We start from the raw sequence: 17,218 nt of genomic DNA on the forward strand, positions 1-17,218 counted from the left end.
TACTACGCAAGGCTGGACGCCATTCTGCTTCTGTCTGCAACGCGGCCAGTGATGATTTCGAATGCGCGGGCCGCCTGTCCGATGACCATGCCGATACCATTGATCGTGCGACACCCGCGCTGCCTGGCAAGGCAAAGCAGTTCCGTTTCGGGCGGGAAGTAGATGATATCGGCGACCCAGTGCCGCGCTTCGACGGCATCTTCGGCAATCGGCATACCGGGTTTGCCGTTCATGCCGATCGGCGTGGCGTTGACGATACCGTCAGCAACCGCCATCTCGACCGCATCGGGAGTAAGGGCGATGATCCGGGCATTGGTGAAACGCGCAGCAAGATCGTCTGCCAGGAGCCTTGCGCGGTTCTCGTCCACATCGACCAGTTGCAGCGTGCCGACCCCCAGCGAGAGCAGGGCATTGGCGACGGCAGCCCCCGCCCCTCCTGCACCGAGCTGGACCACATTGTTCAAGGCGACGCCCGGCAATCCTTCGGCAATGGAGTCCCGGAAGCCGGCCATGTCGGTATTGAAGCCGCACAGCTTGCCATCGCGGATGGATACGGTGTTGACTGCGCCCACGGAGAGCGCGGTCTCGTCGAGTTCATCAAGCAGCGATACCACGGCCTGCTTGAACGGATAGGTCACGTTGAAGCCGCTGTAGCCCTGGTCCAGCAGGCGCTTCAGGACCAGTGGAAGATCACTGTCGGCCCAGCCTCGCGCGGAAAAATCATAAAGGTCGTAACGCAAGGCGATACCCTGCGCCTGCGCTTCCTTCTCGTGCAACTCGGGCGAGCGCGAGGCGAGGATCGAACGTCCAAGAAGGCCGGATAGGATCATTTGTGCCTTCGAAAAGCGTCCCGGCACCACGGGGATGCCGGGACATAGGGTGGATCAGAAGTTTACGCGTGCGCCAAGATAGAACGAGCGACCGATCGGATCGTAGAGCGCAACGTCCGTGCCATTCTGCGAGCTCGCCACGAAGGGCAGGCCGCGATCGAACAGGTTGTTCACGCCGGCGCGAAACTCGATCGACTTGTTGACGCGAACAGTGCCGAACATGTCCCACAGCGCATAGGCACCCACGCCAACCTGGGCGGTGGCAGGAGTAAGGACCGAGGTCGTGTCCTTCATCGCGCTCTGGTAACGCCAGCGAAGGCCGAGCGTGGTGGCGTCCGAACGGTAGCCGAAGCTGGTGACCGACTTCCATTTCGGCGTGGCGCGCGGCGGAAGGCTGCTGACACCTGCCGCACCGTTGCTGATGCCCGTGTAGTCGAGCTCTGCCGCGCCAGGGATCAGCTGCAGCTTGTACTTGTGCAGCCAGCCCACGGCCGCGTTCACGAACAGACGACCGCTGTCTCCACGCAGGATCGGTGACGGCACTGTCCAGTTCACCTGCGCCTCGACGCCATCGGTCTTGACCGATCCAAGGTTGAGGAACGGCGTGGCGACGTTGACCAGCTGCCCCGAGTTATCGCGCGAGAGCAGGCCGCAATAGAGGTTGGTCTTGTCGTAGCTGGGGTTCGAGCCATCGAGGTTGAAGCACTTCGACAGCACGGTCAGGCCGGGCACGGTCGAGATCACGTTCTTGACCGCGATATTGTAGTAGTCGACCGAAAGCGTGAAGTCCGACAGAAGCCCGCTCTGGAAGGGCGAATTGAGCACGAAGCCGAAATTGTAGGTATCGGCGCGTTCGGCCGTCAGGTTGGTGTTGCCCGAGACGAGCTGGCCGGTGGCCGTGGTCGGGAAGGTGTAGCTGGAGATTGCAGCCTGCGGAATGCCCTGTGCAACGCAGAGTTCTGCAACCTTGGCACCGTTGGCACCCGTGCGCGCGGTCGAGCGGATATCGCAAGGATCGCCCAGTGCGCTTGGCGGCGTGCCGATCACCAGCTGGTTGCCCTGCTGCGGCGAGAACAGTTCGCCGATGTTCGGCGCACGCACCGCGCGCTGGTAGCTGCCACGGAACAGCAGCGGCTCCACCGGCTTCCAGCGGGCGTCGACTTCGTAGCTGGTGACCCCGCCGGTGACCGAATAGTCGGAGTAGCGGATCGCGCCGCCGATGCCGAATTCCTCGATGAACGGCTTGTCGGCGATCAGCGGTACGTCAACCTGCGCAGCAAATTCCTTCACGGAGATGCGACCCGAGGCGGGCTGCGAGGCAATCACGGATTCGATGTTCTGGGCGCGAAGATCGCTGTCTGGAATGTAGTTGTAGCTGTTCCTGCGATAGCCTGCGACGAAGGCGATCTGGGCAGGGCCAGCGCCAAGATCGAACAGCTTGCCGTTGACCTGCAACTGGGCCTGCGTCTGGGACAGCTTCTCCTTCGAGAATGCGGTCTTGGTGATGTAGTCCACGCAGGCCTGCGACAGCGAGCGGGCGTTGGCATCACCGAAGATGTTGAAGCCGCCGGTGCAAAGCGAACGGCCACCGTCAGCCGCGTTCAGCAAGGTCTGGACGCGGCTCTTGACCACGGCGTCGTTGAGCTGCTGGTCATGGACCGACTGGTCGTAGGATGCATAGAGATCGAACGACCAGCCCGAGGTGATGTCCCCCTTCAGGCCGGCCATGTACTGCTGGACGACGTAGTTCTCGTCCCAGTTCTTGTAAGGCACGCCAACGTAGCGGCCATTCCAAGTGAACGGCGCATTAGGGTTGGGGCGCGAAGCGAGGATCGTGCGAAGGTCCTGCGGGATGAACGGATTGGTGACCGGGATCGTGGTCAGTGAACCGAACTGGGTGAGGCTGCCGCCTGACGCAGTCTTGACCGAAAGGTCGACGTACATGAACTGGCCATAGGCGGTGAGGCCCGGCGCAAGGTCGTAGTCGGCCTTGACGAAGGCAGTCTTGCGCTTGAGGCCATTGGCGAAATCGATCTGCTGGCCGACCGGCATGCGCACGTTGTTGCCGACGATCAGGTAGCCGTTTGAGCCGTTGGGACCCTTGTAGTTGCGCGCACCGGTCTGCGTGAACAACGTCCCATCATTGTTGAAACCGAGGTTCAGCAGCTGGAAATTGGCGGGCAGATTGCTGATGCCGTATCCCGAAAATACGGCCGACACGACTGCCGCGTCAGGAGCATTGGTCGCGCTCGGCACGAAGGTGCCGTTGCCGATGAACGACGAGGGCGTCTTGTCGAAGAAGAAGTCGCGGGTCGAGCCGTTCACCTGGTCCTGATGAGCATAGCTGAACGCCGCCATGACGTGACCACGATCCTCGGCAAAGCTCGATCCGAAAGCGAGCGAGCCGTTGAACTTGTAGGCATCGCCGCGGTCGCTGATCGAGTTCTGCACGTCGATGCGCACGCCGTCGAAAGCGCGCTGGGTCTTGAAGTTGACGACACCCGAGATGGCATCGGAACCGTAGATAGCCGACGCGCCGCCCGTGATGATGTCGACACCACCCATGATCGATTCAGGCAGGATGTTGATGTCCACGTTGCCATTGATATCCGACAGCGGCAGGCGCTTGCCATCAAGCAGCACGAGATTGCGGTTGGTGCCAAGGCCATGGAGGTTGACCGATGCGCGGCCACCCGTGCCCTGCCCGCCGGTGTTGGCGTTGCCCGCGGTCGTGAAGCTCGGAAACTGGTTCAGCGCGTCCTGCAGGTTGACCTGTCCGGTCTCCTTGAGCGCGGTCTCGCCCACCGAGACGATCGGGCTGACGGCGGTGTTGTTCGGTCGCGCGATCAGCGAGCCGGTAACGATGATTTCCTTGGTGTCGCCCGGCGCTTCAGCAGCTTGGTCCTCTGCACCATTCTGGGCCGCATCCTGAGCGAGCGCGGGCGCAGAGAGCGCGGCAGCTACGGTCAACAGGGACGCGGAAAACGCAAGGCGAGTGCCCCTCAAATTCATGGTCATCCTCCTCCAGGGGCAGCTGGATTCGCCGCCCTTCACCGAGGGTTCATTTATGTGACGAACTAGTCCCTGTCAAATAACTTGTTACTGGTTAGTTACACTTTGTGGCGTTCCACCAGAAACGCTGCTGCCGCACAGATGAGCAAGGGCGCGCAGTAGGCTCCGAAAAGCGCCGGTAACGGTGCGTTTGCCGCCATCAGGTAGCCGCCCAGCATCGGGCCGATCACCGCCCCGCCCCGGCCCACGCCAATGGCCCAACCCACGCCGGTGGCGCGCACCTCGCCGGGATAGGCGCCCGCCGCGATCGGCCAGACGCCATTGTATCCCCCCTGCAGGGTCACGCCGATCACGAAGGCGACGACCAGCGTCAGCCACACCGGCATTGCGATCGATCCGAAAACCACCATCGCCACGCCCGCGCCGGTCAGCATCACGGGAACCAGCTTTCCCAGCGGCACGCGCAAGGCAAGGACGCTCATCGCCATCGTGCCGACGAAGGCACCAAGGTTGTAGAGCGCGCCAGCGTAAATACCGTTGGTCTCCGAAAGGCCCGCCGCGATCGACAGCTTCGGGATCCAGCTGACGATGAAGTAGAGCACCATCAGTCCGAAGAACACGGCACACCACAGGGCGATGGTCCGTGCGCGCAGGGCCGGAGCAAACAACTGGCCTACCTTGCCCGCCGAGGCGCGCCCCTGGCTCGCCTCAGGTTTCACATGAGGCAGGACCAGCCACGCTGCCGGCAACAGCGCCACCGTCAGCACCGCAGCGCCCAGCAGCATGGCCTGCCAGCCATGGATCGGAAGCGCATGCGCCACGATCAGCCCGGTGAACACCGCCGCGAAGGGATACCCTGCCTGTACCACGCCCACCGCCAGATTGCGCTGTGCGGGAGGCGCGCTCTCCGCGGCAAGCGCCGCCATCGCCGCGAGCACCGTTCCGATGCCCGAGCCCACGATTACCCGCATCGCGAACAGGAATGGCACGTTCGGAGCGATACTGCTGGCGAACATGCCGACCGACATCAGGCACAGCGCCGCAAGGATAACCGCGCGCCGCCCAAGCCGATCAGCCAGCGGGGCAATGAACATGCCGCCGATGGCCATGCCGAGAAGGCCAGCGCTGAACAGGTTGCCCATCGTTGCTGCGCCAATGCCCCATTCCGCCTGCAGTCGCGGAGCAATAAACGACAGGATCGTCACGTCCACGCCGTCGGCCATGTTGATCGCGAAGCACAGAGCAACGATGCCCAAGGCCTTGCGCGACCACTCCGTGGGGCCGTCGGCCATGGAATCGGGTGCGGGAAGTGCCATTCGTCCTCTCCTTTTGGCGCAAGGGCAGACGTCCGGCCGATCCATGGACGAGCAGCAATAGCTGCCCGGCCGGTCAGTCCTTCTTCGTCACCCAGGCCAGAATGATGTCCGCCACCTGCCCTGCCCGTCGCTCGATCGCCTCGGGGCTGGTCATGTCCACCCCGAAGTTGTGCGCGAAGGTGAACTGGTTGGAGACGTTGTAGAAACTCAATGCGGTCAGATTGAGATGCAGGTCCACCGGGTCGATGCCATCGCGGAAAGTACCTTCCGCCTGTCCCCGGGCGATGATGCTTTCGAGGATGCCGATGACCCGGCGGTTGCCTTGGGGCAGGCCCTCGATCTGCTTGAGATGTTCGGCGCGGTGGATGTTCTCGTTCATCACCAGTCGCACCAGTTCAGGATGGCGCGCGTGATAGCGCACGTCATGCTCGATCAGACGGCGCAGCGCGTCGGTAGCGCTGCCGCTCTCGATGTCGACTTCGGCCTCGCTCTCGCGGACGCGAGCATAAGCGCGTTGCAGGACGGCACGATAAAGCTCGTCCTTGCCTTCGAAGTAATAGTAGATCTTGCGCTTGGTCGCCTTGCCCGCGATCTCGTCGATCCTCGCCCCGGCCAGGCCCTTCTCGACAAATTCGTTGGTGGCGATGTCGATGATCTGGTTGATCGCCTGCTCGCGGCTTTCCGCGCGACTCCGGCGTTCCGGCTTCTTCGCTATTTCGCTCTCGGGCAAGATGGTGGTCTCCGCGACTGGCACGAGGTCCTCTCGCTCGCCATCGAGCGCCTGCCCCGTTGGCAGCGATGCTAGCGGGATTTTCGGCTGCGGTCTGCCCGTGACACAGCGCGCGCGCAGGTTTTCCCCGCCCATAAGCGCCGTTCCGGCCACCGCATCAGAAATTCCCTTCACATTCCTCCCCTTGCGCCCGCACTCCATTTATGTAACGAACTAGTCCCTAACATTTATAGATGTCAACCTCGCAAGAGCCGAGGCGACGGAGAGCCTGCAGTGCCCATCAAGACGTCCATCGCCACCGTTTCGATCAGTGGTACGCTCGATGCCAAGCTGCAGGCCATCGCTGCTGCCGGATACGACGGGGCCGAGATCTTCGAGAACGACCTTCTTTCGACGCACCTCTCGGCACGCGACATTTCAAGCATGATGGCTGATCTCGGCCTTGTCTGCACGATGTTCCAGCCGTTCCGCGATCTCGACGGATTGCCCGAACCGCAGCGCACCCGGGCGTTCGACCGGCTCGAGCGCAAGTTCGACGTCATGCAGGAACTTGGCACCGATCTGCTCCTGCTCTGCTCAAGCTGCTCACCCATCGCTTCAGCCGATCGCGCCCACACCATCGCCGATCTTCACGAAGCCGGGGAACGCGCCGCCGCACGCGGCCTGCGCATCGGCTACGAAGCGCTTGCTTGGGGCCGCCACGTCAACGATCACCGCGATGCCTGGAGCATCGTGCGCGACGTGGATCACCCGGCCATCGGCCTCGTGCTCGATAGCTTCCACTCGCTCTCGCGCCGCATCCCCTCCTCCAGCATTGGCGATATCCGCGCCGACAAGCTGTTCATTGTGCAAGTAGCCGACGCCCCGGTGCTCGACATGGACCTTCTGCAGTGGAGCCGCCACTTCCGCTCGATGCCGGGCCAAGGCGACTTTCCACTCGATGATTGGGCGCAGGCGATCCGCAAGATCGGCTACGACGGGTATTGGAGCCTCGAGATCTTCAACGACCGCTTCCGCGCAGGTTCGGCCAGCGGCGTGGCGCTCGATGGCTATCGCTCACTGCGCCTTCTGGAGGGCGGAATTGCGAAGCCCTCTGCCGCTGCCCCCACGTTGCCGCCGCGGGCCACCACCACGGGCGTCGAGTTCATCGAATTTGCCGCCAGCCACGAAGAAGCCGAGGCACTTGGCGCGATGCTCCGCCCGCTCGGCTTCCGACCCACCGCGCGCCATCGCAGCAAGGACGTTACCCGCTGGACGCAAGGCGCGGCGAGCATCGTCGTGAATTGCGAGCCCGAAGGCCTCGCCCACAGCTTTGACATGGTCCACGGCGCCGCCGTCTGCGCGCTCGGACTTACCGTGCCGGACGTTCCCGCAGCGCTTTCTCGCGCCGACTTTCTGCGCGTCCCGCGGTTCGAGCAGGCAGTCGGCCCCGACGAATGGCCGATCCCGAGCGTGCGCGGCGTCGGAGGCAGCCTGATCTACCTCGTCGATGCAGCCAGCCGCGAGGCGATGTGGGCTCATGAGTTCCCTCACGCTCTCGAACCCGAAGCCGCGCCACTGCTGAACGGCGTCGACCACATTGCGCAGACCATGCAGTACGAGGAATTCCTCAGCTGGCTGCTGTTCTACGTCGCCCTGCTGGACGTTGAAAAGACGCCCCAGCTCGAGATCGCCGACCCGATGGGCCTCGTGCAGAGTCAGGCGGTTGAAAACGCCGATCGTTCGGTACGTTTCACGCTCAACGGCTCGCTCGCCAGCCAGTCGCTGACTTCGCGATTCGTGCAGAACTATTTCGGTGCGGGGGTGCAGCATATCGCGTTTGCCACGTCCGATGTCTTCGCCGTAGCCGAAGCTGCCCGCGCCGATGGCCTGCCCGTCCTCGAAATTCCGCGCAACTACTATGACGATCTCGAAGCGCGCTGGGGACTGGATCCCGGACTGATCGAGCGGATGGCTCGGCTCGGCATCCTCTACGACTGCGACGGCGAGGCGGAATACTTCCAGTTCTACAGTCGCGCCTTCGCCCGACGCGTCTTCTTCGAAGTGGTCGAGCGACGCGGATACGCCGGATACGGTGCAGCCAATGCCCCGATCCGCCTTGCCGCGCAGGCCAGACACAAACCCGAATATCTCGATTGAAGAAGCTCATGCGCCTGATCGCCACGATAGCCACCGCCGCGCTGGCAACTGCCACAAGCGCGCACGCCGCTGAACCCGCGCTCGAATTCGCCTTCGAGGAAACGGTCACGCTCGATGCCGATGTGACTGTCGGCCAGACCTCGCTTGGCACCCGCAACATCGTGCCCATTACCGGCGGCACCTTCGAAGGCCCCGGCATTCGCGGCACGATAATGGGCGGTGGCTGGGACTGGCAATTGCGGCGCGCCGATGGCTGCCTGCAGATCAAGGCTGATTACATGCTGCGCACCGATGACGGTGCCGTGATCAACGTCGTCAACACCGGCGTCAGTTGCCGCGCCAAGGACCCCAAGGCAGTCGTCCGTACCCACCCCGTCTTCGAAGCGCCGCAGGGCAAGTACGACTGGCTCTCGCAAGGCTGCTTCATCGGCACGCTCGATCCGGTGAGCCTGCCCGGTGGCAAGCGCGCGGTGCGCATCCGCTTCTACCGCGCCAGCTGAACGCGCAACGAGAACAGACAAAGGAGAGGACAAGATGGCCCGTTTCACCCCACTGGCGGCGTTCGCCTGCGCTGCCCTGGTCGCCGCGCCCACCAGCGCCAAGACACCCGCTGAGCGCTCCGTCCCGGTCAATCCCGAACCGTCGATGGCCGACAAGTTCCCGCAGGTGGCGGTCGCCTTTCCCGGCGGGGTCAAGGCGTGGCGGGACGTGACCTATCAGGTCAACCCCGGCTACCGCCCGCAGATCGTCGACATCTATGTGCCCGCCGGCAAAGGCCCGCATCCGCTTGTGCTCTATATTCACGGCGGTGGCTGGATGGGAGGCCATACCCGCCAGTCAGGTGCCTTCGACAATTTCCCGAAGATGCTCGCCGCCTTTGCCGCCGAGGGCTTCACCGTCGCCAGCGTCGAATATCGCCTGTCGGGCGAGGCCACCTTCCCGGCGCAGGCCAAGGATATCTTTGCCGCCCTGCGCTTCCTGCGCCAGAATGCAGCGCAATATCACATCGACCCATCGCGCGTCGGCGTGTTCGGCGGTTCGGCGGGGGGCCAGCTCGCTGCACTTACGGGCCTTGCCTGCACCGACGGCAAGATCGACGCCACGCTCGATCCCGCCTCGGCCAATGATGGCTGCGTGCAAGCCACCGCCGCTTGGTATGGCATCCACGATTTCGCCACGATGCCGCGCATAACGCAGAAGGATTCTGCCGAGCAGCGCCTGCTCGGCTGCAAGGACAGCACCTGCACGCCCGAAGCCATCCGCGCCGCCAGCCCGATCAGCTATGTCGATGTCAAGGACGCACCGGTTCTCCTGCTCCACGGCGTGGACGACAAGGTCGTGCCCGTTGGCCAGTCGCAACAGCTCGAAGCCGCGCTGAAGGCCGCAGGCGTTCCTGTGAGCGCCACCTACTACCCCGGCATCGACCACAGCTTCATGGGAGCGACGCCCGACGATACCCGCCGCACCTCGCTCAAGGCGATGAACGCGACCTTCGATTTCTTCCACGACAAGCTGGGGGTGCCGCGCAAGTGATCCGCAAGCTGATCGCGGCACTGTCCCTCGCCGCCGCACAGTCGGCGCTGGCCGAGCCAATCGAAGTCGACGGCGGTCAGATCGAAGGCGTCACCCTCCCCTCCGGAATCGAAGCATGGCTCGGCGTGCCCTTTGCCGCGCCGCCCCTGCGTGAACTGCGCTGGAAGTCACCACAGCCGGTGGAGCCCTGGTCGGGCCTTCGCCACGCCGACCGCTTCGCCCCCGAATGCCTCCAGCCCCTGCGCGGTTCGCTCCAGAACCATTACTTCGGCAACGAGGCGACCAGCGAGGACTGCCTCTACCTCAACATCTGGGCCCCGAAGAATGCCGCCAAGGCCCCCGTCGTGGTGTGGATCTACGGCGGCGGTTTCAACATCGGCTCGGCCTCGATGGCAAACTATTCGGGCGCACCACTGGCGCGCGATGGAGTGGTCCGGGTCAACCTCGCCTATCGCGTCGGTGCGCTGGGCTTTCTTGCCCACCCAGACCTTACCGGCGAAGCGGGCACTTCGGGCAACTATGGCTTGATGGACCAAATCGCCGCGCTGCAATGGGTTCAGCGCAATATCGCCAGGTTCGGTGGAGATCCTGCCAATGTCACCATTGTCGGCCAATCGGCAGGGGCAATGTCAGTCTCGCTGCTGCAGGCATCTCCGCTCGCCAAGGGCCTGTTTGCAAAGGCCGTTGCCATGAGCGGCAGCGCGTTCGGTGGCATGCTCGGCCCCATCTCGCTGGCCACGGCGGAAGAGCAGGGCCTTGCCCTGCAAAAGGAACTTGGTGCAGCCTCGCTAACCGAAATGCGCGGCCTCCCCGGTGACCGCATCATTTCCGCAACAACGCCCCGAAGTCCTATCGTCCGCGACGGCAAGGTCGTCACCGGCTCCAACGAAGAGGTTTTCGCTGCGCGCCAACAGTCCGACGTTCCGATACTGATCGGCTACACCCGCGACGAGAGCTTTCGCCCCTTCGCACCTGCGGACAACAGCCTCGGCCTCGCTGCCGCCGTCCGCGAACGCTATCCAGCGAGCGCCGACGCGATCCTGAAGGCATATGCTTCAAGCGGCCCGCGCGCCGCTACCGACATCGCGCGCGATGGCTCGGTGGGCCTGCAGATGGGTGACTGGGCGCTGGCGCAGCGCAAGTATGGAAGAGCACCCACCTATGCCTATCTGTTCACCCGACGCCAGCCCTATGCGCCGGGTATCAGGTTCAGCGATCACGATCCGGCCACGGTCGGGGCCTACCACACCGGCGACGTGCCCTACTGGCTGCGCACGCGAGATTCGCTCAACCTGTTCCGCCAGACCCGCATCTGGGAGCCAACCGATGAGTCGCTCGAGAACGAGATGGCAGGGGCGCTGCTCTCGTTCGCCCGCACCGGCGTTCCTGCCAGCACCACGGTCGGCTCATGGCCCGCGTTCAGGCCGGAAAAGCCGCAACTCGTCTGGCTTGGGGAAAAATCGTCGGTGGTAACCTGGCCGCATCTTAGCGACTTTGCCCTGCTGCGGGATGGCAAAGCGCCAACCCGACCGGCATCCTCACGGCCGCGAGACTGATGCGCCCATTCTACAGGCTTATCTGCGCGGGACTTGTGGCACTGCTCGCCTCTGCGCCGGGACGTGGTCAGCCCGCCGAATGCAGTCCCGATGCAGAGCTTACCTATCTCTGCGGCCTGCAGAAGCCGGAAGATTTGCTTGCCGTGCCCGGCACGTCATGGTTGGTCGTAAGCGGATTTGCGAAAGGCGCCGGCCTGAAACTGGTCGACGCCCGTACACGATCCTACCGACAATGGTATACTGGCGAGGAAAGCCAGCTTGCCCCCGACGCGGAAGCCTTCCCTGATTGCCCAGGCCCGCCAGACCCTGCCTTGTTCAACACCCGCGGGCTGTCGCTGCGCCCCTCGCCGCCGGCCATTTCCGACTGTTCGTCGTCAACCATGGCGGGCGGGAATCGATCGAGGCGTTCGATGTAACGCTGGAACAAGGCAAGGAGCCGAACCTCCTGTGGCGCGGCTGCGTCGTCATGCCCGCAGGACAAATCGGCAACAGCGTCGCGCAATTCGCGGATGGGACCATGCTGGTCACGGTGCTCACCCGCCCGGGCACCACGATCGGCGATTTCATGCTGGGCCGGAAGACAGGTGCCGTCTGGCAACGCGGTCCCGCAGACCACCAATTTCGGCTCTTGCCCGGCACTGAACTCCCCGGCAACAACGGCATCGAAGTCGATCCCGACCAGCGCCGCTTCTATGTGGTGGCGTTTGGCTGGCATGCCGTCGTCGTCTTCGAACGAAAGGACACGCGCCGCCCGCTAGCTCGCATCACCGCGCCGGACTTCATGCCGGACAATATCCACTGAACGGGCGGACACCTTCTGCTGGCCGGCATGCGGCTCGACGAACCGGCCTGCGGCGGCCTTCGCAAGGTCGTGAAGGGAGAAGCGGACCCGATGCTCTGCAAGCGAGGCTGGATCGTCGGCGAACTCGACACGGGCACGGGACGCATCGCAACTTTCGCCTATGGCACCCCGCGCCAGCAATTTAACGGCCTGTCGGCAGCCGCCTTGGTGGGGCGTGAACTGTGGCTCGGTTTTTTCCAAAGCGAACGGTTGGGAATCGCAGGAGGTCCCGAGGCCCGAGATGAATAGTGGCGGCCCTTCCCATAGCAGGCCCGACCGCAGCGCATGGTGCTAACGCCCGTTGGTAGGAAGCCGATGATTTTCCTTGGAAAGCACCTTAAAGAAGGTGGTGCCGCTTACGTGACTCGAACACGTGACCCCATCATTACGAATGATGTGCTCTACCAACTGAGCTAAAGCGGCGTGCCTCTTGGGCAGGGGCGCCGTTTAGCCAGCACCCGGGTGCTAGGCAACCCTTTTTCGCCTCGCGCCGGAGCGATTCACGTTGCCCGGTCGGCGCTCCATTCGCTGACAGCCGCAACCATGGCATTTGCGATGTGCGCAACATCCTCCTCTTGGGCGACAAGCGGGGGCGTGGTGTACAGGATATCTCGGAACGGGCGAAGCCAGACACCACTTGCGATGCAGCTTTCGGAAAGGCGGTCGGCGGGCGCAGGACCATCCAGCTGGATCACGCCGATCGCACCGCGCACGCGCACGTCCCTTACCCCAGGCAATTCCCGGGCAGGTTCGAGCAACGCCTGAAGCTGACGACCGATTGCGCGGGCCTGGGCAAGACGCGGTTCCTGTTCGAAAAGATCAAGCGAAGCATTGGCCGCTGCACAACCCAGGGCATTGCCCATATAGGTCGGCCCATGCATCAAAGCATGCATCGGATCGTCGGACAGGAAGCCTTCGTGGATACGGCGACTGGCGATCGTGGCCGCAAGTGGCAGCGTCCCGCCGGTCAAGGCTTTGGACAACGTGACGATGTCAGGCTGCACGCCCGCGATCTCACAGGCAAACATCGCGTCGCCAAGCCGTCCAAGCCCCACGAAAATCTCGTCGAAGATCAGCAGGAGTTCGTGGGTATCTGCAAGGCGCCGAAGAGCCTGCAATGTAAACGGATCGTGAAAGACCATGCCGCCCGCACCCTGCACTAGGGGCTCGACAACAATGCCGGCAAGATCCTTGCCATGCTGCTCCAGCAGTTCGCCGAGCGCAGCCTCTTGCGCAGCGTTCGTGGGGAGGTTGACCACGATCTGTTCAAGCAATGCGCCCTTGAACAGGCTGTGCATGCCTTCGTCGGGATCGCAAACGCTCATCGTTGCGAAGGTATCGCCGTGATAGCCGCCCTTGAAGCAGAGGAACTTCACTCGGCGCCGTCCGCGATTGAGCCAATATTGCGAAGCCATTTTCATTGCGACTTCGACGGCGACCGAACCGGAGTCGCTGAAAAAGACGTGGTCCAGATCGCCGGGCAGCAATGCAGCGAGCCGTTGTGCCAAGGTATAGGCCTGCTCATGGGCCAGACCGCCAAGCATGACATGGGGCAACGTCTCAAGCTGGCGACGTACCGCAGCCTCGATATGCGGGTGGCGGTAGCCATGAACACAGGCCCACCAGCTGGAAATGCCGTCTATCAGCTCCCTTCCGTCGGAGAGACGAAGCCGAGTACCGGCCGCAGATGCCACCGGCAGGGGAGCTCTGGCAGTCTGCATCTGGGTGTACGGGAGCCACACATGCTTCCGGCCCTTGTCGAACCAGTCTGGCGCGGTCATGTGACTGTCCTTATCCTGCGTGGCTTGTGCTGAAGGGCCGCACGAAACGGCCAGCGTCCGATCGCTTCCCATGGTCCGCCCAGATAGCGGTGTAGCGCCAGCCCGGCAAAGGCAAAGCGGGAAGGCTCGAAATTGCGCGCCAGCAGTTCTTGCAATGCACGCGCTTCGCCTTGCGAGACCTTGTTCTGTATGGTCACGTGGAGACGGGGGCGATGGCTGTCCTGCACCGTCAGCATTCCATGAAAGTGCTCGGCAATAGAATCGCGCAGGGCGATCATTGCAGGACTTTCGATCAGGAACGCGGTGCCCGTGCCAAGATCCATGACGCGCCGCAACTGCGCATCGACCGGGGGCGTGGCGCTCGCCATCCCAGACAGCAGATCGCGCGCCTCCGCCTCAACCTGCGGGGGCAGCGAATGGAACAGCGTGACATGGGCCGAGATCCAGTTGCGCTCCGCGGGGAAGTGGGCGCGGCGCAGACGATCAAGCCGGGCCTGCAATTCTGGCGGAAGGCTAGCCGTCACCACCAGCGGCGCTGTTCGGGAAGGATGCGATACCACCGCATCTGCCTGAGCAGCATTCACAGCGATTTCAAGAGAAATGGAGAAGTGGGAACATTCGGCAAAGTCGAGACGGCGGCACGCGTCCGCTGCCCGGCACAGCCGGAATGTTCCCTGGATACTGGAGAAGCAAGCTCCTCCCGTGCCTCCGGGGCAGAGGTTTAAGCGATGTTACTTAATAATGGAAGAACCTGCGCTTATCGGAAATCCTGCCGAATCGGTTCCAGGTCACAGGTCGCCGCGCGCCTTGCGCAGCGCGAACCATTTGGCAACATTAGCGTTATGCTGTTGCAAGGTGTCTGCGAAGACGTGGCCACCGGTCCCATCGGCAACCATGAATAATGCTTCCGTTTCGGCAGGATCAAGCACCGCGGCAATCGAGTCGCGGCCCGGATTGGTGATCGGGCCTTTCGGCAGTCCAACCATCGTGTAGGTGTTGTATCCGTTCACGGCCTGGATTTCGGACTGGCGAATGCGCCGCCCGAGCGGCTTGCCCTTGGTGATAGGGTAGATGATCGTCGGATCGGCCTGCAGCAGCATGCCCTTGCGCAAGCGATTGGAGTAAAGCCCGGCCACCATGCGGCGCTCCTCGGGCTTGCCGGTTTCCTTTTCGACGATGGAGGCGAGGATCAGAGCCTCCTGTGGCGTCTTGGCGACGGTGCGAGGGCTGCGCTTGGCCCAAAGCTCGGCCAGCGTCTTGTCCATTGCTGCCTGCATGCGTTTGAGCACTGCGGCACGTGGTTCGCCCTTCTGCCAGTCGTAGCTGTCCGGCAGGACGGAGCCTTCCTCGGGAGCGGAGATCTCGCCAGTCAGATCCTTGTTGGCCGACAGGCGCTCGGCGACGAGGATAGACGGCATGCCCTCGGGAACGGTAATCAGGCGGCGGATGACCTTGTCACCCTTCAGGATTTCAAGAACGGTCGCTTCGCTGGCCCGTCTGGGAATCAGGAACGAGCCTGCCTTGATGTCGGTGCCTCCGCCAAGCAGCTTCGCCCGCAACTTGAACAATGTGGCCGAGCCGATCGCACCCTGCCCTTGCAGATCGTCAGCCAGAGCACTCAGGCCCTCGCCTTCGCCAACATCAAATTCGATCTGCTGCTCAAGGGGGCCGGAAGCGTACCAGCCACCCACGAGCCAGCCGGCGAGAGCAAGCAAGATGACGGCTGCCGCAAGCAACGGCAGCCGGGATGGACGACGGCGGGCCATCGCTTGCGTCCTTAGTCTTCGATCGCCTTGACGATCACGCTGGCATTGGTGCCGCCAAAACCGAACGAATTGTTCAGCGCCGCACGCACCTTGCGCTGGCGGGCCTTGAGCGGGACAAGGTCTACGCCCTCGGTGCCTTCGTCGGGGTTGTGCAGGTTGAGCGTCGGCGGAACGATCTGGTCGCGGATGGCGAGGATGCAGAATATCGTCTCGACCGCGCCGGCACCGCCAAGCAGGTGGCCGATGGCCGACTTGGTGCTGCTCATCGAAGCGCCCGAAAGATCATCGCCGAGCACGCGCTTGACCGCAGCCAGTTCGATCGTGTCGGCCATGGTCGAAGTGCCGTGAGCGTTGACGTAATCAATGTCGCCCGGCTCCATACCCGCCTTGCGCATCGCCATGCGCATCGCGAGTTCGGCGCCCTTGCCTTCAGGGTGGGGTGCAGTGACGTGGTAGGCGTCGCCGGAGAGGCCGTAACCGACGACTTCGGCGTAGATCTTCGCCCCACGCGCCTTGGCATGCTCGTATTCCTCGAGCACGACAACGCCTGCGCCTTCCCCCATCACGAAGCCATCGCGGTCCTTATCGTAAGGACGGCTCGCCTCTTCGGGACGGTCGTTGTAGCTGCAGTTCAGTGCGCGGGCCTGCGCGAATCCGGCCACGCCCAAGGGGTTGATGGTGCTTTCCGCACCACCTGCCAGCATCACGTCGGCATCGCCGTCCTTGATCATGCGCGCGGCATCGCCGATCGAGTGCGCGCCGGTCGAGCAGGCAGTGACCACAGCGTGGTTTGGACCCATCAGGCCGTACTTGATCGAAACCTGGCCGGAGATCAGGTTGATCAGGCGGCCGTGGACGAAGTGCGGAGAGACGCGGCCCGGGCCCTTCTCGTGCAGGACAATCGATTCGCTTTCGATGCCCGGAAGGCCACCGATGCCCGAACCGATCGAGCAGCCGGTGCGCATCTTGAGATCGTCGTCCATGTCGGCAAGGCCGGCGTCTTCGAGCGCCTGTCCAGCGGCATCGATGCCGAACACGATGAATGGATCGACCTGACGCTGGATCTTGTGATCGACACGCTTTCCGGCATCAAAGCCGTATTCGTGGTCAGCAGGCTTTACCTCGCAGGCGATCTTGCACTTCTGGTCGCTGGTGTCGAACTTGGTAATCAGGCCCGCGCCGCTCTTGCCGGCGAGCAGGTTCTTCCACACGGTCTCCACGTCTGCGCCCAGCGGGGTGACGAGGCCAAGTCCGGTTACGACGACACGACGCATTGAAATCTCCGGAAAATAAGCAAACAGGCCCAGCCCCTGAATTAGGGCTGAGCCTGCCGAAGTCCTCCCCTGCCCGACATCGAGTGCCTTGGCAGCCCTTCGACACGCTCAGGGCAATAGGGGGATGTGGGCGATCAGCCCTTGTTTTCGTCGATGTACTTGATCGCGTCCGAAACAGTCGAGATCTTCTCGGCCGCATCGTCGGGGATCTCGACGCCGAATTCTTCTTCGAACGCCATCACCAGCTCAACGATGTCGAGCGAGTCAGCGCCCAGATCGTCGATGAAGCTGGCTTCTTCGGTGACCTTGTCAGCCTCGACGCCGAGGTGCTCGACAACGATCTTCTTAACGCGGTCGGCGGTATCGCTCATGAAATGCCCCTTCGAAGGAAAGCGGTTGGTTATCTGTTTCGGACTTCGCCCTAATCAACGCAAAGGGCG

15 protein-coding genes and 1 tRNA gene are annotated in these 17,218 nt (G+C 63.2%); 6 read left to right on the forward strand and 10 right to left on the reverse strand.

Annotated features, from left to right (window positions below; translation table 11 throughout):
- Positions 1–2 precede the first annotated feature (2 nt).
- The 4 genes from IM701_RS11325 to IM701_RS11340 form a co-directional block, all read right to left on the reverse strand.
- Entirely contained in the window at positions 3–830 is an 828-nt protein-coding gene (locus IM701_RS11325) for a shikimate dehydrogenase (RefSeq protein WP_193826998.1), read from the reverse strand.
- A gap of 54 nt (positions 831–884) precedes the next feature.
- The gene (locus IM701_RS11330; protein ID WP_230487680.1) at positions 885–3,842 is read right to left on the reverse strand and encodes a TonB-dependent receptor domain-containing protein; all 2,958 of its coding nucleotides are present in this window, start codon (positions 3,840–3,842) and stop codon (positions 885–887) included.
- A gap of 98 nt (positions 3,843–3,940) precedes the next feature.
- A complete protein-coding gene (locus IM701_RS11335; protein ID WP_193827000.1) occupies positions 3,941–5,158 on the reverse strand; it encodes an MFS transporter in 1,218 nt (405 codons plus the stop codon).
- 73 nt (positions 5,159–5,231) lie between these two features.
- Complete coding sequence (locus IM701_RS11340) at positions 5,232–6,062, reverse strand: TetR/AcrR family transcriptional regulator (protein WP_230487681.1); 831 nt, start codon at positions 6,060–6,062, stop codon at positions 5,232–5,234.
- Positions 6,063–6,161: 99 nt separating this feature from the next.
- On the opposite strand from IM701_RS11340, the gene IM701_RS11345 reads away from it, so the two are divergent.
- The 6 genes from IM701_RS11345 to IM701_RS11370 all read left to right on the forward strand — a co-directional run bounded on the left by IM701_RS11345 (position 6,162) and on the right by IM701_RS11370 (position 12,206).
- Positions 6,162–8,027, forward strand: coding sequence for a bifunctional sugar phosphate isomerase/epimerase/4-hydroxyphenylpyruvate dioxygenase family protein (locus IM701_RS11345; RefSeq protein ID WP_370584313.1), 1,866 nt, complete (start codon positions 6,162–6,164; stop codon positions 8,025–8,027).
- The gene (locus tag IM701_RS11350; protein ID WP_230487682.1) at positions 8,024–8,527 is read left to right on the forward strand and encodes a DUF3237 domain-containing protein; all 504 of its coding nucleotides are present in this window, start codon (positions 8,024–8,026) and stop codon (positions 8,525–8,527) included. The genes IM701_RS11345 and IM701_RS11350 overlap by 4 nt, the downstream gene beginning before the upstream one ends.
- 34 nt (positions 8,528–8,561) lie before the next feature.
- Positions 8,562–9,560, forward strand: a complete 999-nt coding sequence (locus IM701_RS11355; RefSeq protein ID WP_193827001.1) for an alpha/beta hydrolase — start codon at positions 8,562–8,564, stop codon at positions 9,558–9,560.
- Complete coding sequence (locus IM701_RS11360) at positions 9,557–11,116, forward strand: carboxylesterase/lipase family protein (protein WP_193827002.1); 1,560 nt, start codon at positions 9,557–9,559, stop codon at positions 11,114–11,116. Before IM701_RS11355 ends, IM701_RS11360 begins: the two co-directional genes overlap by 4 nt.
- Positions 11,117–11,402: 286 nt before the next feature.
- Positions 11,403–11,918 (forward strand): hypothetical protein, encoded by a 516-nt coding sequence (locus IM701_RS11365; RefSeq protein ID WP_193827003.1) that lies wholly within the window; start codon positions 11,403–11,405, stop codon positions 11,916–11,918.
- 27 nt (positions 11,919–11,945) lie between these two features.
- On the forward strand, positions 11,946–12,206 hold the full coding sequence (locus IM701_RS11370) for a hypothetical protein (protein ID WP_193827004.1): 261 nt from the start codon (positions 11,946–11,948) through the stop codon (positions 12,204–12,206).
- Positions 12,207–12,304: 98 nt separating this feature from the next.
- Here IM701_RS11370 and IM701_RS11375 read toward each other — a convergent pair.
- From IM701_RS11375 to IM701_RS11400, 6 genes are all read right to left on the reverse strand, one after another.
- Positions 12,305–12,380, reverse strand: a tRNA-Thr gene (locus IM701_RS11375).
- Positions 12,381–12,457: 77 nt separating this feature from the next.
- Positions 12,458–13,738: an adenosylmethionine--8-amino-7-oxononanoate transaminase gene (locus IM701_RS11380; protein ID WP_193827005.1), complete on the reverse strand. Its 1,281-nt coding sequence runs from the start codon at positions 13,736–13,738 to the stop codon at positions 12,458–12,460.
- Positions 13,735–14,262: a 2'-5' RNA ligase family protein gene (locus IM701_RS11385; RefSeq protein ID WP_230487683.1), complete on the reverse strand. Its 528-nt coding sequence runs from the start codon at positions 14,260–14,262 to the stop codon at positions 13,735–13,737. Before IM701_RS11385 ends, IM701_RS11380 begins: the two co-directional genes overlap by 4 nt.
- A gap of 264 nt (positions 14,263–14,526) precedes the next feature.
- Positions 14,527–15,504, reverse strand: a complete 978-nt coding sequence (gene mltG, locus IM701_RS11390) for an endolytic transglycosylase MltG (RefSeq protein ID WP_062347630.1) — start codon at positions 15,502–15,504, stop codon at positions 14,527–14,529.
- A gap of 11 nt (positions 15,505–15,515) precedes the next feature.
- Positions 15,516–16,778 (reverse strand): beta-ketoacyl-ACP synthase II, encoded by a 1,263-nt coding sequence (gene fabF, locus IM701_RS11395; protein ID WP_039334225.1) that lies wholly within the window; start codon positions 16,776–16,778, stop codon positions 15,516–15,518.
- A gap of 134 nt (positions 16,779–16,912) precedes the next feature.
- The gene (locus IM701_RS11400; protein ID WP_011444997.1) at positions 16,913–17,149 is read right to left on the reverse strand and encodes an acyl carrier protein; all 237 of its coding nucleotides are present in this window, start codon (positions 17,147–17,149) and stop codon (positions 16,913–16,915) included.
- Between the last annotated feature and the right edge of the window lie 69 nt (positions 17,150–17,218).

The sequence above is a fragment of the Novosphingobium sp. ES2-1 genome, from assembly GCF_015169775.1.
Classification (GTDB): domain Bacteria; phylum Pseudomonadota; class Alphaproteobacteria; order Sphingomonadales; family Sphingomonadaceae; genus Novosphingobium; species Novosphingobium subterraneum.